An 18,729-nucleotide genomic window follows, 5' to 3' on the forward strand; every position below is an offset into this window, starting at 1 on the left:
GCGCAACAGGCAATTGCCGCGTGCCGCTTTTCGGTTTTTATTTCATTTTTATTTTACCTCATTCGTTGTTTTATTTTAATTTATAATGGATACTGTTTATTATTTCTGATAATGCCATCCAGTGTGTTAATCATTGAAATCATTGGCGGTGAAATGAGTCCTCCGGGCGTAAATTGAAAGCTTGGTGTTTAATCAGACTGAGTATCGTGAGCAAGAACAACCCCCGTTAATTTTAATCGAGGTGTTTCAAGCATGTTTAGCGAAAATGATTCTGTAAGAGTGACATTATACATTGCATTGTTGTTGAGTGTCCCCGGGCCGACTAATACATTATTGTTCTGCGCAGGTTATACGCAGGGTTTCGTGAAAAGCTTGAAGCTGATTTTATCGGAATGGATAGGGTACTTTCTGGCGGTTACAGCATGGGGAGTCTTTTTTACCTATTTGGCGCAACACGGAAATCCGGTGTTAAACATCATTAAGTTGATGTCTGCATTTTACGCGGCTTATTTGGCGATAAAGGTGTGGCGCTTTTCGCTTCATCAGGTTCGCGGCAATGTGACTTTCGGCACGGTATTCATTACAACGCTGCTCAATCCAAAGGCTTTTTTATTTGCGGACTCTATCATTCCTCAATCGGCTTTTCTTTATCAAGACAGTTACTTTCATGCCATGCTCTGTTTGTTATTGGCATTGTTACCTGTTTCCCTCATATGGACCTATTCAGGCACCCTAATTAACTTCAGTGAACACTCAAATTACAAGTTAAAACCCGTGCTTTTTTATCGCAGCGCCTCGCTGGTTATCTCATTTTTTGCCGCTTCGATGTTTTACAAATCGGTATCAATGATGCTTTAACGGTTGCTCAACTGGGTAGAGCAGGGGCCGCAGGCGTTAATTGCCAAATAGCCTGGCGATGTTTTGCCGAACTTCTGGTTGGAAAAAGGTTTTCTCATGCATGAGAACTTCTTGCGCGGTATATTTCGGCAACTGGGCGCGCAGATTCCGGGTCAGATGATCCTTTAACGTGATGAGAGACAGACGGGGTTTTTTTACCAGATCCCTGGCGATGGATAAAGCCGCTGCGGCGACATCCTCCCTGGGATAAACCGGGAACGGCACGCCCCTTTGTCTCAACGCTTCGCCGCGATAGTTATTCCCCAACATCAACATTTCTTCCCCTAAAGCCAGACCCAGTTTCTCCGGTACGATAAGGGTTCCTCCCATGCCGGGAGTAAAGCCGTACTTCATAAAATTGGCGGTATAAATGCTTTCCTTGCTCATAATCACAAAATCGGCAAAGAGCCCCATCACTAGGCCGCCTCCCACGGCATGCCCCTGCATGGCGGAAATGACCGGGATAGGGCATTCAAGGGGCAAGCTGTAGATGTTGGTGTCCGTGAACTTTCCTTTTCCTGCCTGCAAGGCAAACAGATCTTCCTGAGTTCCCCCTGTGGCGAAGTAGTTATCATAGCCAGTAAGAATGACGGCTTTATAACGCTCCGCCGTTTCAACCTGTTTGAACGCTAGGATCAGTTCATTGACCAAAGCGCGTGAAAAGGTGTTCTTATAGGCGCGATCTTGCATGCGTATTTGGGCGATTCCCGGTTCTATCTCCTGAAAATCAATGACATTTGTCGACATTTCTAGGCCTCCCAGGGGTATTTGCCCGTTTGTATGTAACGGTTTATTTTTCTGATGTTGTCCTCATCTGAAAAAATCTCCACATTCATCGCCAAAGCCGCTGATTTTTGATCGCCCACCCGCGTATCAAGTTCCGCCATGTAGGATTTGTAACGCACGATGGCTGATTTTGATAAACAGCTAAGCCGTTGAATATGCTTTTTAAGGAGCAGGTCGCTGTTATCGCCATAATCGTCAACCAATCCCCAGCAGTAAGCCTGTTCCGCCGACACTGGCTTGGTCATTAGCGTCATATAATGCGCTTTTTGTTTGCCTATCTTGTGTATCAGGAAGGGGAGTACACAGGCCGGCAACAAGCCGAATAACATTTCAGACAGGCTGAACAGAGCCCGATTGTCGGCAATAACGATATCGCTGGCGGCAACGAACCCTAATCCTCCCGCGTTGGCCTTGCCCTTGACATGGGCAAGGCTGATGTAAGGCCCGCTCATCATGTCTTGCCAGACAGAATAAAGGATTTCCGGATCCTGAGGCCGGCCACCGCTGCCGTTTCCGGCTATATTTCCTTGTTCGATGGCCTGCAAATCTGCACCGAAGCAAAAGACTTCAGGCAAGCCCTCAACAACCAATATGTTGATTTTATCGCGAAACTCGCGGATGGCCGCCCGACACTCGATGGCAAATGCTTCATTGATCGTATTGCTGGCTTCAGGCCGGTATATTTGCAGATATAAGACCGAGCCATCCTGTCGCAATCGTAGCGTTTGATATGATGACATGGTCAAACCCATTCATATTCACGATGAAACTGGTTGATGCGCCTCAAAACCAGGCGGTGAGGGGCTCGCGATCCTGCATGAATTTGCGGGAATAGGCTCAGATCCAGCTCGACGGTTTTGGTGCCGAAGCTGACGCGCTGGTTGCTGTAAAGCAAAGCGTCATATTCAGCCATGGTTAGTTCCCGGCGGTTGTCCAGGTGAGCGCCGATGTCCATTTGCCTGACGCGCTGGGCGCTTTCAGGCGTGACTACGCCGCTGAAAAACTCGGAGCAGCAGCCAGAGCCGTACGAGAAACAGCCGATGCGCTGTGCTGAGTGAATATCGGCATTCGCCAACGTGCTGAGCAGTGAAAGCGCTAACGTCGCCCCCATAATATTGCCGACGCGCTGGCAATAATTTAGCCCGGGAATGACCCGACGGGCGAAGTCGGCTTCAATATCCTGCGGGGCAGCGCGAACCAGTTTGCGCATCATGTTGCGATGAGCGCCTTTGACCATTCCGCCGAACGGCGTATGGAAGGCCAAATAGCCAAAGGTGTTCACATAATCAATGTCGGCGGTACGTTTCTCGTACTCCTGATACGCTTTTTCGCAACATTCCAGGTAGGCCAATAATGACAGGTCCGAATCCCCGGTTTCCATATCAGGAATGGGTCTGCAGGTATCCATCACTTCATAACCGTAATACCCATTCGCCCCGACATCGATTTGAAAAACGTGCGGGCTGTCGCTGACCAGCATGGCCACGGCACCCGAACCACCGCTCGGTTCGGCAAAAGACCAGTCCTGGCTGGTAGTTGCGGCGTTTTCCTCCTCCAGGATGAAACGCGTCATATCGGTGGCGATAACGAGCGCCTTGCTGCCTGGCGATGTCTGAGAAAGGATCGTATTCACCGCCATTTGCAAACCGGCGACGCCGGAGTAGCAGGCCGTTTTCAGTTCAAACAAGCGACAATTTCGCTTTAATCCCAAGTAGTGGTGCACATAGGTGCTGAGGGATTTGCCGAAGTCGATGCCTGATTCCGTGCAGGTAATCAACAACTCAATGCTGTTTTTTTCTGCATCACTCAGAGCATCCAGAATGGGTTTGGCGGCATTGACGGCAAAGCTGACGGGATCTTCACAGGGTAAACTGACTGTTTTTTGCTTCATCAGCAGATTGTCGAAGCGTGATATATCCAGCTGACGATGTTGCGCCAAATCCCTGACATTGATATAGCTTGAGCCGCAAAAGGCGTTTATCGCTTCAATTCCAACGGAAATCATAATGCCTCTTTTCGCGAGATTACATGGGATGTTTACGCCGTTATTGGCTGACATGTTCCAACACAACACAGGTATTTATGCCGCCGAAACCGAAAGCATTGTTCAACGCGATGGCGATCGGCTGGCTTTGAGCCTGTTGCCCGACAAAACGGCAGTCATTGTCAATGGGGTTTTCCAGATTCAAATTCGGATGCAGGAATCGTTCTTTCATCTGTATCAACGTGGCGGCCGCTTCCACGGCGGCGGCGGCGTACAGGCAATGCCCCGTGAGGCTTTTGGTGGAGTTAAGCCAAATCTGCCGATGATAGGGACCAAAAGCGTGCTTGATGGCGGCAATTTCAGTTTCATCTCCCTGCAATGAACTGGTGCCGTGAGTATTGATGTAGTTGACCGAGTCATAAGGGCGATTCGCCGCCAGCAGCGCCTGGCGCATCGCGCGCGACTCACCTTCGCTGCTTGGGTTGCTGCCGCGGTTGGCATCCAGGCAGAGGCTGCCGCCAAGTACGCGCCCCCAAATCGGCGCGTTGCGTTCATTGGCGCTTTGCTCATTTTCGAGCAACAGGCAGGCGCAGCCTTGGCCATAGACAAAACCTTGCCGATTATGATCAAAAGGGCGGCAAAGCCGCGCGGCATCGTATGCGTCGCCTTCAGTCAGCAAGGCGCCGCTGTTTTTGAAAGCCTGTATTTCCGGCGGTGACAAATCCGCCATCGCGCCGACGACCAGACAAGCCTGCGTAACCCCTGAAGCGATTTGCCGGTAGGCGTGGAGAAGGCCGGTGTTGCCGCTGGCAGAGGCACCGCCCACGGTGTAGCCTTCTCCGCGGAGGGTTAAAAGCTCGCTGAGCAGCGCCAGTTGGTTGGTATCCATAAAGCACAGCGCATGGCTGGCTGGAACAAACTCGGGGCGATCAACATAAGACTGACGGATTTGATATTGATACTTTTGTTCGATGTTATGCCCGGCAATGATGACCCCTCGTTGTTCGGGAGGATAGGGACACCCGTCGGCAAAGGCGTCATGCCAGGCTTCGAGCGCGGTTGCGAGCGATAAACGGGCGCTTAGCGGCGCTTTGGCGCCCAGGCGCAACGCATGATTCAGTGTTTCCTGCGAGAGGGGTAAAGATGCCAGTGCGGTTTTGTAACTGTAGTCTGCCAGGCTGGCCTTGATTGCAGGAAATTCGTTGATATGACACTTAACGCCGCTGATGCCTGATTTTAGAGCTTGGGTAAAGGCGGGTATTCCAATTCCATTGGCAGCAGAGACGCCTAAGCCGGTCACAACGACATGGTTAATCATACGCCCCCGGTCTTACTTTACTGAATGAGCATTTATGCAACAGAACACATATGCAAATGAAATGGTTACTGCGCTTTGGCGTGCAGGAAGCTGACTAACTCACCGATGTTTTTTAGAGAAGCGGCTTCGTGGAGTGGGAACATGACATCAATGGTTTCCATGCTGGAGAGGAGAATATCTGCACGGTCAATTGAGTTGGCGCCTAAATCTCGCATGCTGTGTTCTTGTGTAATATCACCGGCGTCCAGGTGTGGCAGGGTTTCCAATAGGTTTTTTACGATGATGTTGAATATGTCTTCTTTACTCTTTGGGCTCATACACTGCTCCTTACTTGTATGGGTGAGTACGAATTAACATGAATTGGAATGGATTTTCTTAATTTTAATGCCAAATAAAAACACCAGAGTTAATCATCATCTGATAATTAAACCCAATCGAAAAATAGAATTTCTTTATTAACCCTGAGAGATTAACCAAGGGAAACCATGAATAACACTTAACTTTTTGCTTTGTTGGCAACCTTATATCAGGGAAGGTAAAGAAGTGTCAATTAGTATTTATCAATTTTTTTTACAGTTTCATAACCTACCGCGACTACCTGTTTTTTGCGCATTTTTGTATCCAATCCAGATTTTTTCACGGCACGGCCGGCCTGGCGGATAGCTGCCCACAGGAGAGAATAGGCTCATCGCAACGCCCGGTGGCAGAACCATGCTGCTGGCGCCCGCTACCGTGTTTCTCGCTGCGCACGCTCTTTGGCATTCGATACCCGCCAGTACGAGCAAGCAACGAAGGGTGTGATGATGATGCTATTTTTTATTTTAAATCAATTTGTTGCTATTTTTAACCCGATATTGCTTATGCGGCGCGTGTTACTCAGCCGTTCCGCAAGTATCTTCCTTGTCCATGCAGAAATGCGTACTCGGCAAGCGTCTTTACGCTGTCCGCGTCGCAACCCGCGCCGTAAGGACAAGACGGAGGTCATCCCTGCGAACTCAATGAAGTTGTTTGTTTTATCAACATGCTGCGAGGTGGGGGTGAGCTTGCTAGTCGGGCTTGCATGCTAAAAATATTTAGACTAACTTAACATTTACATTTCTGTTTTGATTAAGAAAAATTAATCAAATGTTAATGTCGAAACCGATTGAAATGTTTTTACATAATTTTTGCTCAGCAGCTCGCTGTGTCATTTTTAGTTTTGGTTATAGTTATTTGGTTCTGAATATATTGAAATTAAACTTTAAGTGAAGAAGCCTTCCAAAGTTAACCAAACTATTCATGCATATTGGTGAAGGGGTCGTGATGTCGGCGTACACGTTAAGTGACAGTAGTCTTATTGTTTCTGGGCATATGGTATTGAATGAACCTATTCTGCCGGCGATGGGGTATGTTCATTTTGTTGCGTCATCATTATTAAATAATAACGACGCTAATAATACCGATGGCATTTATCCTATGCAGCTAAAAAATGCAGTCTGGTTCTCGCCGATGACCCTGGATAAGGGGCCCTGCGAGGTGAACATTGTTTTTGGCGATGAAGACGATGATAAAACTTACTGGGTTACGTCAAAGGTGCCGGGTAAGGCGACAAAGCGCCATGCGACGGGCGTAGTGTCATTCGATTTTAACGCTGCCGAAACAAACGAAAGGCCGGTTGGCGACCAGTACGCACGCTCCGTATTTCCTCTGCCCGATATCACAGCGCAAACCTTCACCCATAGGCTGGCTCGTGATGACATTTACCGCCAGTTTCTGTCTGCCGGCATCGATTACCGGGGCAATTTTCAGTGTTTGCATGCGCTGCACTGCAACCGAACGCTTTTTTGGGGCCAGATCAGTGCGGATGAAGGAAGCCTGACAGGCCTTCCTTCTCCCTACATACTCGACGCCGCAATACAAACGGTTTTGCTTGGCGCCAGAAAAGCCCTGTGGGGTGATTGCCCTGGGCAAGTTTATGTCCCTTTTTCGTTAGACAATATCTTGATTCACAAACCATTAACGGCAAAGTGCGATGTTTTTTCCGCCCCAAGACAGGTGTCTTCATACTCGCCTGATAAGGGGGTTTTCGACGTGCTGATAGTCAGTGAATCGGGGGATATACTGGTGGAGATGAAAGGCTTGCATATACGGGCATACCATAAAGCCGGGCAGGGTGAACAGAGAGCGCTTGCAGCCGCGCCAACGGACGCGGGGCAAACATGGGCGATCGCCGCCACCTTTACGGCAGAACCGATCGTTGAGCCTCTGCAGACCTGGTTCTCCCAACTGAACTGGCATGATCGCATCAAGTTTGCGCCCTACAATCAGGTTTATCAGGAGCTGCTCAGCCCGCAGAGTTTGCTGGCGACAAACGCCGCAGGCGTAAATGCGATTCTATGTCGATTAGAAGATCTGATCGCTAATGATGCGGCGCAAGCACCCACTACAGGGAAAAATGGCGTTCCTCAGGTTTCACCGGAGCAAATCAATCATCATTTGACGGATTGTGAGCGCTACATCCTGCCTAACGGTATGGAGATCGCGCATCTGAAACCCTATGAAACTCGCTATCTGTACGAAGAAATTTTCGTAGAGAAAACATACGTGAAACACGGTATTTCCTTTGCGCCAGGGGATGTGGTCGTCGATATTGGCGGCAATATAGGCATGTTTTCCCTGTTTGCTACGACTCAATGTCCTGATTTACGTATTTTTTCTTGCGAACCGTCACCGATCTCCCACGCCATTCTTCGCAACAATCTCGCACTCTATGCGCCTGAAGCGAAAGCGTTGCAAGTGGGCATTGCCGACAAAGATGGCGAGGCCGAATTTGTTTTTTACCCCAACTCTTCAGTGTGGTCCGGGTTCCATACCGATGATGCGGAAGATGGCGAAGCGCTGAAAAAATCCATGGAAAATGAGGTGGCCAAGCATCTTGGCGCCGTAGACGGTGAGGTCATTCGCGAACATTTGGATGCGATGATCGGCGAACGTCTGCAAAAACAAACTTATCAAGTGCAGATGCGTTCGTTGGCCAGCATCATGCAAGAGCATCATATAAAGACTATCGATCTGTTGAAGGTCGACGCGGAAAAATGTGAATGGGATATTTTAAGCAGCATTGCTGATGATGTCTGGCCGAATATTCGCCAGATCGTAGTTGAAGTTCATGATAAAGAAGGGACTACGGCAGAAAAAATCGCCCGGCTGCTGCGTGATAAAGGCTATGAGCTGGCGGTAGTGGAAGAGGATATGCTTAAGTCTTCCGGGCTCGCCAACTTTTATGCCAGACGTCCGGCGGTTCAGGCTGACAATGCACTGCGTTTGTCCCCCTTTGAACAAGGCGTCTACGATAACTTTAACGATCTGCTGACCCTGGTCGGAGAACAACCGCACCGTCGCCAAGGCCCGACGCTCTTCGTGCTTTGCCCGCCTTCCCCCGCAATGCGTGAGCGGTTTTCCGCCGCCTTGTTAACGCAAGTCGCTCAGATGATGCATCGCATACAGGGCGATAAGGCGGAGATACGCTGTATTGACCTGAATAATCAGCTGCAGGCTTATGGTGTCACCGACTATCACGATGACGTGCGTGATGAAATGGGGCATATTCCTTATACGCCCGCGTTTTTCGAGGTGATCGCCTCCGTTCTCGTACGCCATACCCATGCCAGCCGGCGCCCGCCTTATAAAGTGATCGCCCTGGATTGCGATAACACGCTGTGGTCTGGTGTAGTCGGCGAACAGGGTGCTGCGGGCGTCACTATCGATGCGAATTTCCGCGCATTGCAGCAGTTTATGTTGCGCCAAAAAGAGCGGGGAATGTTGCTATGCCTGGTGAGCAAGAATAACCAGGAGGATGTAAAGCAGGTCTTTGACAGCCGTGACGACATGGTTTTGCAATGGGATGATTTTGTTGATGTGCAAATCAACTGGAACGCCAAATCTGACAATTTGCAACATCTGGCAAAAATGCTGAACCTGAGTTTGGATAGCTTTGTTTTTCTTGATGACAGTCCGATTGAATGCGCCGAGGTCTCTGCGCGTTGCCCGCAGGTGCTCAGTTTGCGATTGCCGGAGAATAACGACGCTATTCCCAGGTTCCTGGCGCATGTCTGGGCCTTTGATCACGTGCGCCGCACGACAGATGAGGATGCAAAACGCACCCATCTTTATCAGGAGCAAGTCCGGCGTGAAGCGTTCCGCCAAAGTGCATTCAGCATGGAGGCGTTCATTCACGGGCTTGGCCTTGACGTCACCCTCCAGCCGGCAACGCCGGATCAGGCGGAAAGGCTGTCTCAGCTGACACACCGTACCAACCAGTTCAACCTTGTTAAAGCGCCTTACTCCGCCGGCGATATCCTTTCCCGCATTCAGCATCCTGAGCAGGGGTGTTGGAGCATCAGCGTTTCCGACCGCTTTGGCGATTACGGCATCTGCGGCCTGTGCCTGTTTTCCGAACACGAACACGCGTTGTCCGTCGATGGTCTGTTGCTCAGTTGCCGCGTGCTGGGACGCGGTGTTGAATATCAGGTGTTGAATGCGCTGGGGCGAACCGCTCTGGAACGGAAGAAGCACACCGTGGCGATCCACTTTGCAGCCAATGATAAAAACCAGCCGGCGGAAAACTTCCTGCGCGGCATCCCGGTAATGGTGCAGGAGTCGTCCGGTATTTGGGCGTATGCCGCACCGGCCGTCGCCTTGGCCGAACTGGCATTTACCCCTTCGCCTCAGGCTATTGATTCAGCGAGTGACAATGCGCCTTCTGCGCAGGAGACCGCCTCTCTGCCGCACGGGCAATCACACGATACGTGGCAAATGCAGCAGATTGCCGAGCAGCACGGCCGGCTCTCGCTGCCGCAAACCGAACGGGCATGCCCGCCGATTACAGCGCATCAGCCAGATGACATCGACAACGATGCCGTTTTGCATTTCATCGATGCTGCAATTGAGCAGAGCCTGCATGAATGCCTGAAGGCAAAGGTTGATATCGACGAGACCAAAGCCTTTTCCGAGTATGGCGTCGACTCCTTCGCCGCCATTAACCTGGCGGTCAAATTGAACGCCGCTTTCGCGATCAAGCTGCCCAGCACAGTGCTCTTCGACTACGGCTGTGTCAGTGATTTGCGCCGTTATCTGCTGGCAAATTATCGTTCTGCCATTGTGGCACGTATGCAACCAGACGCTGTGCCTGTCGATGATGCGAGCCGTCGGGCCAGGGCGCCGGTGAATCAAAACAGAAAAAACGCGAATGAGGCTGACGGACAGGCCCAATACGGCGGGGATATCGCCGTCATTGGCATGTCTGCGCGCTTCCCCGGCATTGCGAACGTTGACGAGTTCTGGTCGATGCTGCTGGCAAGCGGCAACTGCATTTCTGACGTGCCGGCAGAACGCTGGGATATTGCGGCCTATTACGATGAGGATCGTTCCAAACCGAATAAAACCTACGGTCGCTGGGGCGGTTTTATCGAGGACATTGATAAGTTTGACGCGTCTTTCTTTGGTATTTCCGGTAAAGAAGCTAAACAAATGGATCCTCAGCAACGCCTGTTCCTGCAGGAAAGCTGGCACGCGCTGGAAGATGCGGGATATGCCAATCGGGACATCAAAAACAAGAAATGGGGCGTTTATGCCGGCGCGGATGCCGGCGATTACCAAGCTAATCTGCGGCGCCATGGTGTTCCGTTAGACGCCTCTTCATTCATGGGGAACGACTCGTCGATTCTGGCGGCGCGCATCGCTTACTTCATGGATATGAAAGGCCCGGCGATGGCGATCGATACTGCGTCTTCGTCGTCTCTGGCCGCAGTGCATTTGGCCTGTGAAAGCTTGAGAAGCGGCGCGGTCGAAATGGCGATCGCCGGCGGCGTGTCAATTCATACTACCGTCAACTTTCATATTTTATGCGCGAAAGCCGGCATGTTGTCGGCCGATGGGCGCTGTAAACCTTTCGATCATCGGGCCGACGGTTTTGTTCCGGGAGAGGCGGTCGGCGTTGTTGTCCTGAAGCGTCTGCAGGATGCCATTACCGATAAAGACCCTATTTATAGCGTGATCAAAGGATCCGCCATGAACCAGGATGGCAAAACCAACGGGATCACGGCGCCGAGCAGCCGTTCGCAGACCGAGTTGATTTGCCAGGTTTACGATGAGCTGAATCTCAGCGCCGATGAACTGACCTATATCGAGGCCCACGGCACCGGAACCAAACTGGGCGATCCGATAGAGATAACCGCCCTGACGGATGCCTTCCGCAGGCAGACTCAACGCGTCGGCTTTTGCGCCATTGGTTCGGTCAAAAGCAACATCGGCCATTGTGTTCATGCGTCTGGGGTCAGCGCGCTGATCAAGCTATTGCTGTCTTTCAAACATCGCAAGTTGCCTCCCAGCGCCAACTATGAAAAACCGAACCCGCTGATCCCCTTTGAAGAAACGCCTTTTGTCGTCAATACCCAGGTTCAGGATTGGCAGCCGAACGCTCAGGGCAAACGGATAGCCGCAGTGAGCTCATTCGGTTTTAGCGGGACCAATGTGCATATGGTGCTTGAAGAGTTTAGGCCTGCGAGTGGCGCAGGGGCGCCAACAAAACAGCTTGATGCGCTGGATCCCGAACCTGCCTTGTTGTTGCTTTCCGCCAGAAGTGAAGCGCAATTGCATCTCCTGGCTCAACGACTGAAAGCGCATCTTCAGCAACACTCACCGCTGAATCTCGGCGAGTTAAAGGATATCGCTTATACGTTGCAACTTGGACGAGAATCCTTGGGCCATCGTCTGGCGATTGCCGGAAAAAGTGAGGCGGAGATGCTCTCGGGGCTGGAGGACTACCTCAGCCGGCATGCGTTTGCGCAAACTTATCTCACCGCCGCCGTGGCGCAAGGCGAGCGCAATAAAGGCAATAGCGCGGGGCAGCAGGCGGAAATCGACCACGCCATGCAGCAACGCGACCTGAGAGGGCTGGCCGGGCAGTGGCTGGAGGGGCGGCAAATTGACTGGTCTGCCTGGTATCCGGCGGTACGCCAACGAGTGGCCAACCTGCCGCGTTATCCTTTTGAACAAGAACGGTACTGGCTGCCTGAAAACCAGGCCCGCGCCATGCTGCATGCCGTGAGCGATGCCGGGGCGATATCTGTGGCCGATGTCTCGCCGGCAGTCATGGCCGCTCCCTTGGCTGAAAGCGCTCCGCGCAAGCGGGTGTTGGCCGCCTTGCAAACCTTCCAGTCGGCGGATTTGCAGGCAGAGATAGCCTCCATCCCGCTAACGGATGAAGGCCAGGGCATATTCTCGCTGCGCCTCCATGGTGCCGGCGGGGTTTCGGCCAACCATCTTTCCCACTTGTTGACGGCGTTAAAACGCCGCACGGACATCAGCGTTCTGTTGCTCTGCGGGGATGAGCAGGGCTTCCTTGCCGATCTTGAGCATGACCATGAACTATTTTTACAGCAGGCGCTGTACCGTACCGTGTTGACGATGCCGTTTCCTGTGATCGCCGCCGTGCCTGGTGATTGCAAAGGGTATGCCTGGTTGCTCGCCTGCCTGTGCGATTTTGCCGTTTTGAGCGCAACGGCCCGCTATCACTACGCCAGCAGCGATCAACGGGTATCGCAGCCGTTGTATCACCTGCTGAGCGAGCGTTTTACGCCCGCTGCGGCTCAGGCCTTGCTGACCGACATGCGGCAGAGGGAAGGCCGACAGTTGAAAACCTTGGGGATGCTGATGCCGGTTTTCCCGTCGGCAGAGGTTGCCGGGGAAGGTCTGAAACTGGCGCGGGAGCTGGTGAAAGCGCCCAGAGAAGCGCTGGTTGAATTGAAGCAGCATTTGGCGGCCACATTGGTCCAACGGTCTGCCGCGCCGGCAGATAGCCCGATCGCGTTTACGCCAGACGCCGCGGTTTCTGGTCCGTTACTGCCGGAAAACGGGGTGCAGGCGTTCGAAAACGGCCAATTGCCAGCGCCGTATGGCCAGCCGCGCAAAGTGGCGCTCAGCTCCGCGGTTATCGAGGCGGAAGCTTATGACAATGGCGTGCTGTTGGTCCGGTTATGTGAGCGTGAAAGCCGTAATAAATTCTCGAAAGCCTTCGTGGCCGGTTTTGAAGAGATCTTTGCTCATATCCGCCAACATCACGTTTATAAAGTGGTGGTGCTAACCGGATATGACCACTATTTTGCCAGCGGCGGCACGCTGGAAACGCTGCAGGCGATCCAGAAAGGCGAAGCGAAGTTCACCGACGAAAAAATCTTCGCCTTGCCGTTGGAATGTGAAATTCCGGTCATCGCCGCGATGCAAGGGCATGGCATTGGTCCGGGATGGGCCGTCGGCATGTTTTGCGATGAGGCGATCTTCAGTCTGGAAAGCGTCTATTACAGCCCGTATATGCGTTACGGATTTACCCCAGGGGCTGGGGCGACGCTGATCCTTCCCAGCCGGCTGGGCCTGGATCTCGCCAGGGAAGTGCTGTTTACCGCCGGCGAGTATAAAGGGTATGAGCTCCTGCAACGCGGGCTCAAAAATCCGGTGCTTGAACGCGCCCAGGTGTTGCCCTTTGCGCTGGCTGCCGCCAGTGCGGTCGCCCAGAAATCGCGAGCTGAGCTGGTTGCCTGGAAAACGCAACGCTCGCAGCCTTTGCGAGATCGCGTCGAAGCGAACTACGCGCAGGAACTTCGAATGCATGAACGGACTTTTGTCGGCAATCCAGAGGTGTTATCGCGTATCCAACAGCATTTTAACCTGGGTGCCAAGCAGCCGGAATCGAACGCTCCACAGCAAAGCGCGAACGCGTTGACGGTGAATACAGCGCATTCCGTCGGCGCCGGGCAGCCCGCGCAAGACGCGCCTCAGGCGTTGTTTGATAAAGTTTATGTTCTCCTGCGGCGGATGCTGACCGAAGAATTGCAAATCAAAGCCGAGCACGTTGAAAGCGAGCAGCCTTTTGTCGACCTTGGGCTGGATTCGATTACCGGCGTCACCTGGGTTAGAAAAGTCAATGCGGAATACGGGCTGACGCTCAACGCCGCCGACATCTACAGTTACCCCAATCTGAAACTCTTCACCGCGTTAGTGATCGATAAAGCAGGCCTCAGTGCTGCCGTGGCTGACCATCATGCCGTTAAAGCGAATAAGTCCGCGGACGTCTTGCCGGCGCTGTCTGTCGACAGCCTGGCTGCAGACAGCGCCGGCCATGTGGAAACCCCGTCGGCCAGCGTGCTGGCGTTTTTAAGCCAAACGCTGTCTCAAGAGCTGCAAATTAAAGCGCAGGCGATCGATCCTGACATCGCTTTTGTTGATTTGGGCCTGGATTCGATAACCGGCGTCACCTGGATCAGAAAGATCAACCAGCACTTCGGCCTGGCGCTGAATGCAGCGGAAATATACAGCTATCCTACGCTGCAAGAGTTCGCCGCGCTGGTGCAGCGCTATGCCGTGGCGCCGGCGGCGCAATGGCATGAGGCACCGCTGCCGGCCGCCAGGCCGGAAGAGCACCGCCGCCAGCGTGCAGACTCGCTGGCGGCGCCAGAACCAGCGTCTGCCGCAGGTCAGGCGATTGCTATCGTCGGTATGTCCGGCCAGTTCCCGAAAGCGAAGAATTTGCAACAGTTCTGGGAGAATTTGCGCGCCGGCGTCGACTGCATTTCAGAAGTGCCTGCCGAACGCTGGCCGGTAGCGGAGTTCTTTGACTCTAACCCTCAAGCGCCCGGAAAAACCTACTCCAAATGGATGGGAGTGCTGGACGATGCCGACAAGTTTGATCCGCTGTTCTTCAATATTTCTCCTCGCGAAGCCGAGCTGATGGATCCGCAGCAGCGGGTATTTCTTGAAGCCTGTTGGGGCTGCATAGAAGACTCGGGGTACAACCCTGTCGATTTGTCCGGCAGCCGATGCGGCGTTTTCGTCGGATGCGGCGAGGGTGACTATGAAGCGCGCTTTGGCATGGAACTCAATGCGCAAACCTTTATGGGAAATTCCGCGTCGATTCTCGCCGCGAGAATCGCTTACCACCTGAATTTGCAAGGGCCAAGTCTGGCTATCGATACCGCCTGCTCATCCTCTTTGGTGGCGATGGCCTCGGCCTGTGACAGTTTGGTGCTGGGCAATTGCGATCTGGCGTTGGCCGGCGGGGTTTCCGTATTGGCCGGCCCAAGCATGCACATCATGACCAGCAAAGCCGGAATGCTGTCGGAAGAAGGGCGCTGCTTTACCTTTGATCAGCGTGCCAATGGCTTTGTTCCTGGAGAAGGCGTGGGCGTGGTGCTGCTGAAACGTCTGGAAGAGGCGATTGAAGATCGGGACGTCATTCATGGCGTGATCAGAGGATGGGGTGTCAATCAGGATGGCAAAAGCAACGGCATCACGGCCCCGAACGGCAACGCGCAGTCGCGCCTGGAGCAGACGGTATACACCCGCTTTGGGATCGATCCTGAGCGCATTCAATACGTAGAAGCCCACGGGACGGGCACCAAGCTGGGCGATCCCGTTGAAGTCGCAGGTTTAAAGCAGAGCTTCGCTCAATTTACCCGCCAAGCGAATTACTGCGCATTGGGCTCGGTGAAAAGCAATATCGGCCATACCCTGAGAGCCGCCGGCGTCGCCTCGGTGCTTAAGGTGTTGCTGGCGATGAAGAATCGCCAGATACCACCCATGTTGCAGCATCAGGCGCTTAATGAACACATTGCGCTGGACAGTTCACCCTTTTACGTCAACCGGGAGCTTCGAGACTGGAGCGTGGCAGCGGGGCACCGCCGCCAGGCGGCCGTAAGTTCGTTCGGCTTTAGCGGCACCAATGCCCACCTGGTGATTGAACAGTTCTCAAGCGAGGAGGCGCCCGCCATCGTTACCGGGCAACCCTCCACGCGCGAACCGGCGCTGATAGTCTTGTCGGCGAAAAACGACGTGCAGCTCAGGCAAAGCGTCGTCAATTTGTTGGCTCATGTGCGCGAACAGGCTGACCGGATGCGAGCGCAAGAAGGCAAGGCCGGAGGAGCGGATGCCTACCTGCACTCACTGGCTTATACCCTGCAAACCGGACGTGAAGCGATGAGTGAACGGTTAGGATTTGTCGCGCACACTCTTGATGAGTTGCAAAGCCAGCTTGCAGCCGCGCTCGACGGCGAGCAGCAAACCCACGATCCGATCTTCCGAGGTAAGAGCAAATCACAGAGCGATGTGTTGTCGCTCTTTAACGTTGATGACGATATGCATGACCTGGTGCAAGCCTGGGCCGCCAAGGGCAAGTTGGCCAAACTCCTCAAGATATGGGTCAAAGGCGTCAATATCGATTGGGATATTCTCTATTTAAAGGGAACGCCGGCACTCAGCCCCCGAAAAGTGTCTCTGCCGACGTATCCTTTTGCCCGTGAACGCTACTGGGTCGATCTGCCCACCGCGCCTGCCGAGGGGACTCGGGGCGCGCCGGCAGACGCGGCGCCCGTTTCCGGTTCGCTTCCGCAATCGCTTGATGCGCCGATGGATTTCTCGACTTATGAGAACCTGCTGGCGGCAAGCGCAATGTCTGCGCAAGACCGGCTCCCCGGGTTATGGTTGCTGGAACATGTGCTGAGCGCCTGCGAGTCATCCGCCCGAGGACATGTGGCCGAACTGAATTACCTGCTGTGGGGACAACCAGCCAGCGTGCAGGACGCTGTAGATGGCCATATTCAAACCTATTTCTCCCACGAGGATGACGGTCTCTATTTCCAGTGCGTGACCGAGAAAGCGCATCAATCCGTGACTCATCATTTTGGCCAGGTCACCCTGAACGCATCCGCCGGTGTTGGTAGCCGTGTGCAGGAGCTGCGGGTGCTGGAAGCACAACTGGAAGCGTCTCATCACCAGCAGGCGGCGCTGCAAATCAAACGGACAATCGATGAAAGCGGGTTACACAACCACGCGGTGGCCGAAAAAATGTGTTTTGACGGCACACAGCTGCTGGTGCGACTCAGCGCCTTTGCGCAACGGCCACATCAGCCGCAAGCAACGCAGTTCCGGCCGGCGCTTCTGACAGCCTGCTGGCAGCTGCTCTCGGCGCTAAATCATTATTGTCATCCTCAAACGCCGGCGCATGGCCAGTGGTACCCATTCTCGCTGGATTCGGTCATGACTTATAAGCCGGTTCCAGAGCGCGCGACGGTCTGCATTTCACCAGCGCCTGCGGAACATGCGTCTTTGGTGATCACCGGCGATCTCCCCGGATACGACTTGAGCGTGTACGACGAATCGGGCGCGCTTTGCATGCGGCTCAGCAACTTGAAAATGGTGCGGGAAGAGGCCTTGCTCGCCCTTGAATCGTCCGAACCGTGATCGCGCAGGACACTGATTACTGACCGAATAACCAGTACGGCTTTGCCAGCCCGTTGAAAGAGGTGATGTCATTGATGGATGTACAAGGAAAACGAGTATGCATTATCGGCGGCGGCCCTTATGGGGTCAGCCTCGGTAAAGAGTTGAACCAGGGCGGCATTGATTATGACCTGTATGAAGCCGAATCGGACTTTGGCGGCGTATGGAATGCTGACAGCCGCTGTGGCCGCACCTATCCGTCATTGCATCTGATCTCCCCGAAGGTCAATACCCAATATCCGGATTTCCCCATGCCGGAAGATTATCCTCATTATCCCAACCATAAACTGATGCATCAGTATGTTTGCCATTACGCGCGCACCTTTGGGGTCTATGAGAAAGCCCATTTCAATGTCGCCGTCACCCGTATTGAACCGCAGGATAATGGTTGGCAGGTTGAGTTATCGACGGGGGAAAGAAAGTTTTATTCTTTTGTTCTGGTCAGCAACGGCATGCAACGAGAGGCCCGCTATCCTGAACCGGCTTATCGTGGCCATTTCACCGGCGATATCATGCATTCGATCGATTACCGGACGCCGGAACGTATCAAGGGCAAGCGGGTCTTGATCATTGGCGCCGGCAACTCCGGCTGCGACATCGCGGTTGACGCGGTTCATCATTGCCAGGCGGTCTACCACAGCACGCGGCGCGGTTACTACTATCAGCCCAAGTTTATCAACGGCATGCCAACCCCAAGATGGATGGAGGGGTTGGGGAATAAATTTAACACTCGCGAAGAAACGCTGGCTTATATACAGCAGGTTTTTAAGCTTGCCGGTTACGACGGTACGGATTTCGGTTTAAAGAAGCCGGATTATCCGTTGGATGCCTCCCATCCGATCATGAACTCTCAGTTGCTCTATTTTATTGGTCACGGTGATATCCAACCTAAGGTGGACGTGAGCGAGTTTCGCGATAATACCGTGATATTCGAAGACGGTTCGCATGTGGAGGTCGATACCCTTATTTATGCGACAGGATATCACCGCCGCTTCCCATTCCTGGACAGCAAATATCTGGATATGAAGAACGGCATTCCAGACTGTTTCTTACACATTGTCCCCAAAAACTTCAATAACCTGCTTTTTGTCGGTTATATCAACTCCGCTACGGGCCTGGGGGTTTCCGCCCGTTCTCACGGCTTGTTCGTGGTGGATTACCTCAAGGCTTATTTCGCTCAGTCTCAAGGGCTGCACGATTTTACCCGAATAAAAAAAGAGCAGAACCCCGATCTGGGGCAGAACTATTACATCGGATCTTTCCGGCATCAGTGGGAAGTCGATCTCTGGAAGTTCCTTAAGTTACTGGCGCAGTACCGTGAAGTACTCAATAGAAGGTAGAGGCGATGACAGGCAAAGATAACAACACACACGACTTACACGAGTCAGCCCGGAATGCGCTGGAAGCTGAGTTGATGCAATCCGCCAGGAAACCT

At 53.1% G+C, this 18,729-nt stretch carries 8 protein-coding genes; 3 read left to right on the forward strand and 5 right to left on the reverse strand.

Going from position 1 to position 18,729, the window contains the following annotated elements:
• The first annotated feature begins 252 nt into the window (after positions 1-252).
• The gene (locus ACTJJ1_RS06240; RefSeq protein ID WP_110605834.1) at positions 253-858 is read left to right on the forward strand and encodes a LysE family translocator; all 606 of its coding nucleotides are present in this window, start codon (positions 253-255) and stop codon (positions 856-858) included.
• Between the two features lie 36 nt (positions 859-894).
• On the opposite strand, the gene ACTJJ1_RS06245 is transcribed toward ACTJJ1_RS06240, so the two are convergent.
• The 5 genes from ACTJJ1_RS06245 to ACTJJ1_RS06265 all read right to left on the reverse strand — a co-directional run bounded on the left by ACTJJ1_RS06245 (position 895) and on the right by ACTJJ1_RS06265 (position 5,302).
• Positions 895-1,644 (reverse strand): polyketide synthase, encoded by a 750-nt coding sequence (locus ACTJJ1_RS06245; protein ID WP_440832802.1) that lies wholly within the window; start codon positions 1,642-1,644, stop codon positions 895-897.
• A gap of 2 nt (positions 1,645-1,646) precedes the next feature.
• Entirely contained in the window at positions 1,647-2,423 is a 777-nt protein-coding gene (locus ACTJJ1_RS06250) for an enoyl-CoA hydratase/isomerase (RefSeq protein WP_004944575.1), read from the reverse strand.
• 2 nt (positions 2,424-2,425) lie between these two features.
• Complete coding sequence (locus ACTJJ1_RS06255) at positions 2,426-3,742, reverse strand: hydroxymethylglutaryl-CoA synthase family protein (protein WP_440832804.1); 1,317 nt, start codon at positions 3,740-3,742, stop codon at positions 2,426-2,428.
• Positions 3,729-4,985, reverse strand: a complete 1,257-nt coding sequence (locus tag ACTJJ1_RS06260; protein WP_004944582.1) for a beta-ketoacyl synthase N-terminal-like domain-containing protein — start codon at positions 4,983-4,985, stop codon at positions 3,729-3,731. Before ACTJJ1_RS06260 ends, ACTJJ1_RS06255 begins: the two co-directional genes overlap by 14 nt.
• Before the next feature lie 65 nt (positions 4,986-5,050).
• Positions 5,051-5,302: an acyl carrier protein gene (locus ACTJJ1_RS06265; RefSeq protein ID WP_062790744.1), complete on the reverse strand. Its 252-nt coding sequence runs from the start codon at positions 5,300-5,302 to the stop codon at positions 5,051-5,053.
• A 1,033-nt stretch (positions 5,303-6,335) separates the two neighbouring features.
• On the opposite strand from ACTJJ1_RS06265, the gene ACTJJ1_RS06270 reads away from it, so the two are divergent.
• Together ACTJJ1_RS06270 and ACTJJ1_RS06275 are read left to right on the forward strand one after the other, a co-directional pair.
• A complete protein-coding gene (locus ACTJJ1_RS06270; protein WP_440833612.1) occupies positions 6,336-17,255 on the forward strand; it encodes an FkbM family methyltransferase in 10,920 nt (3,639 codons plus the stop codon).
• Between the two features lie 74 nt (positions 17,256-17,329).
• Complete coding sequence (locus tag ACTJJ1_RS06275) at positions 17,330-18,634, forward strand: flavin-containing monooxygenase (RefSeq protein WP_004944588.1); 1,305 nt, start codon at positions 17,330-17,332, stop codon at positions 18,632-18,634.
• Positions 18,635-18,729 lie beyond the last annotated feature (95 nt).

Source organism: Serratia sp. 22264, assembly GCF_052045345.1.
Lineage (GTDB): Bacteria > Pseudomonadota > Gammaproteobacteria > Enterobacterales > Enterobacteriaceae > Serratia > Serratia plymuthica.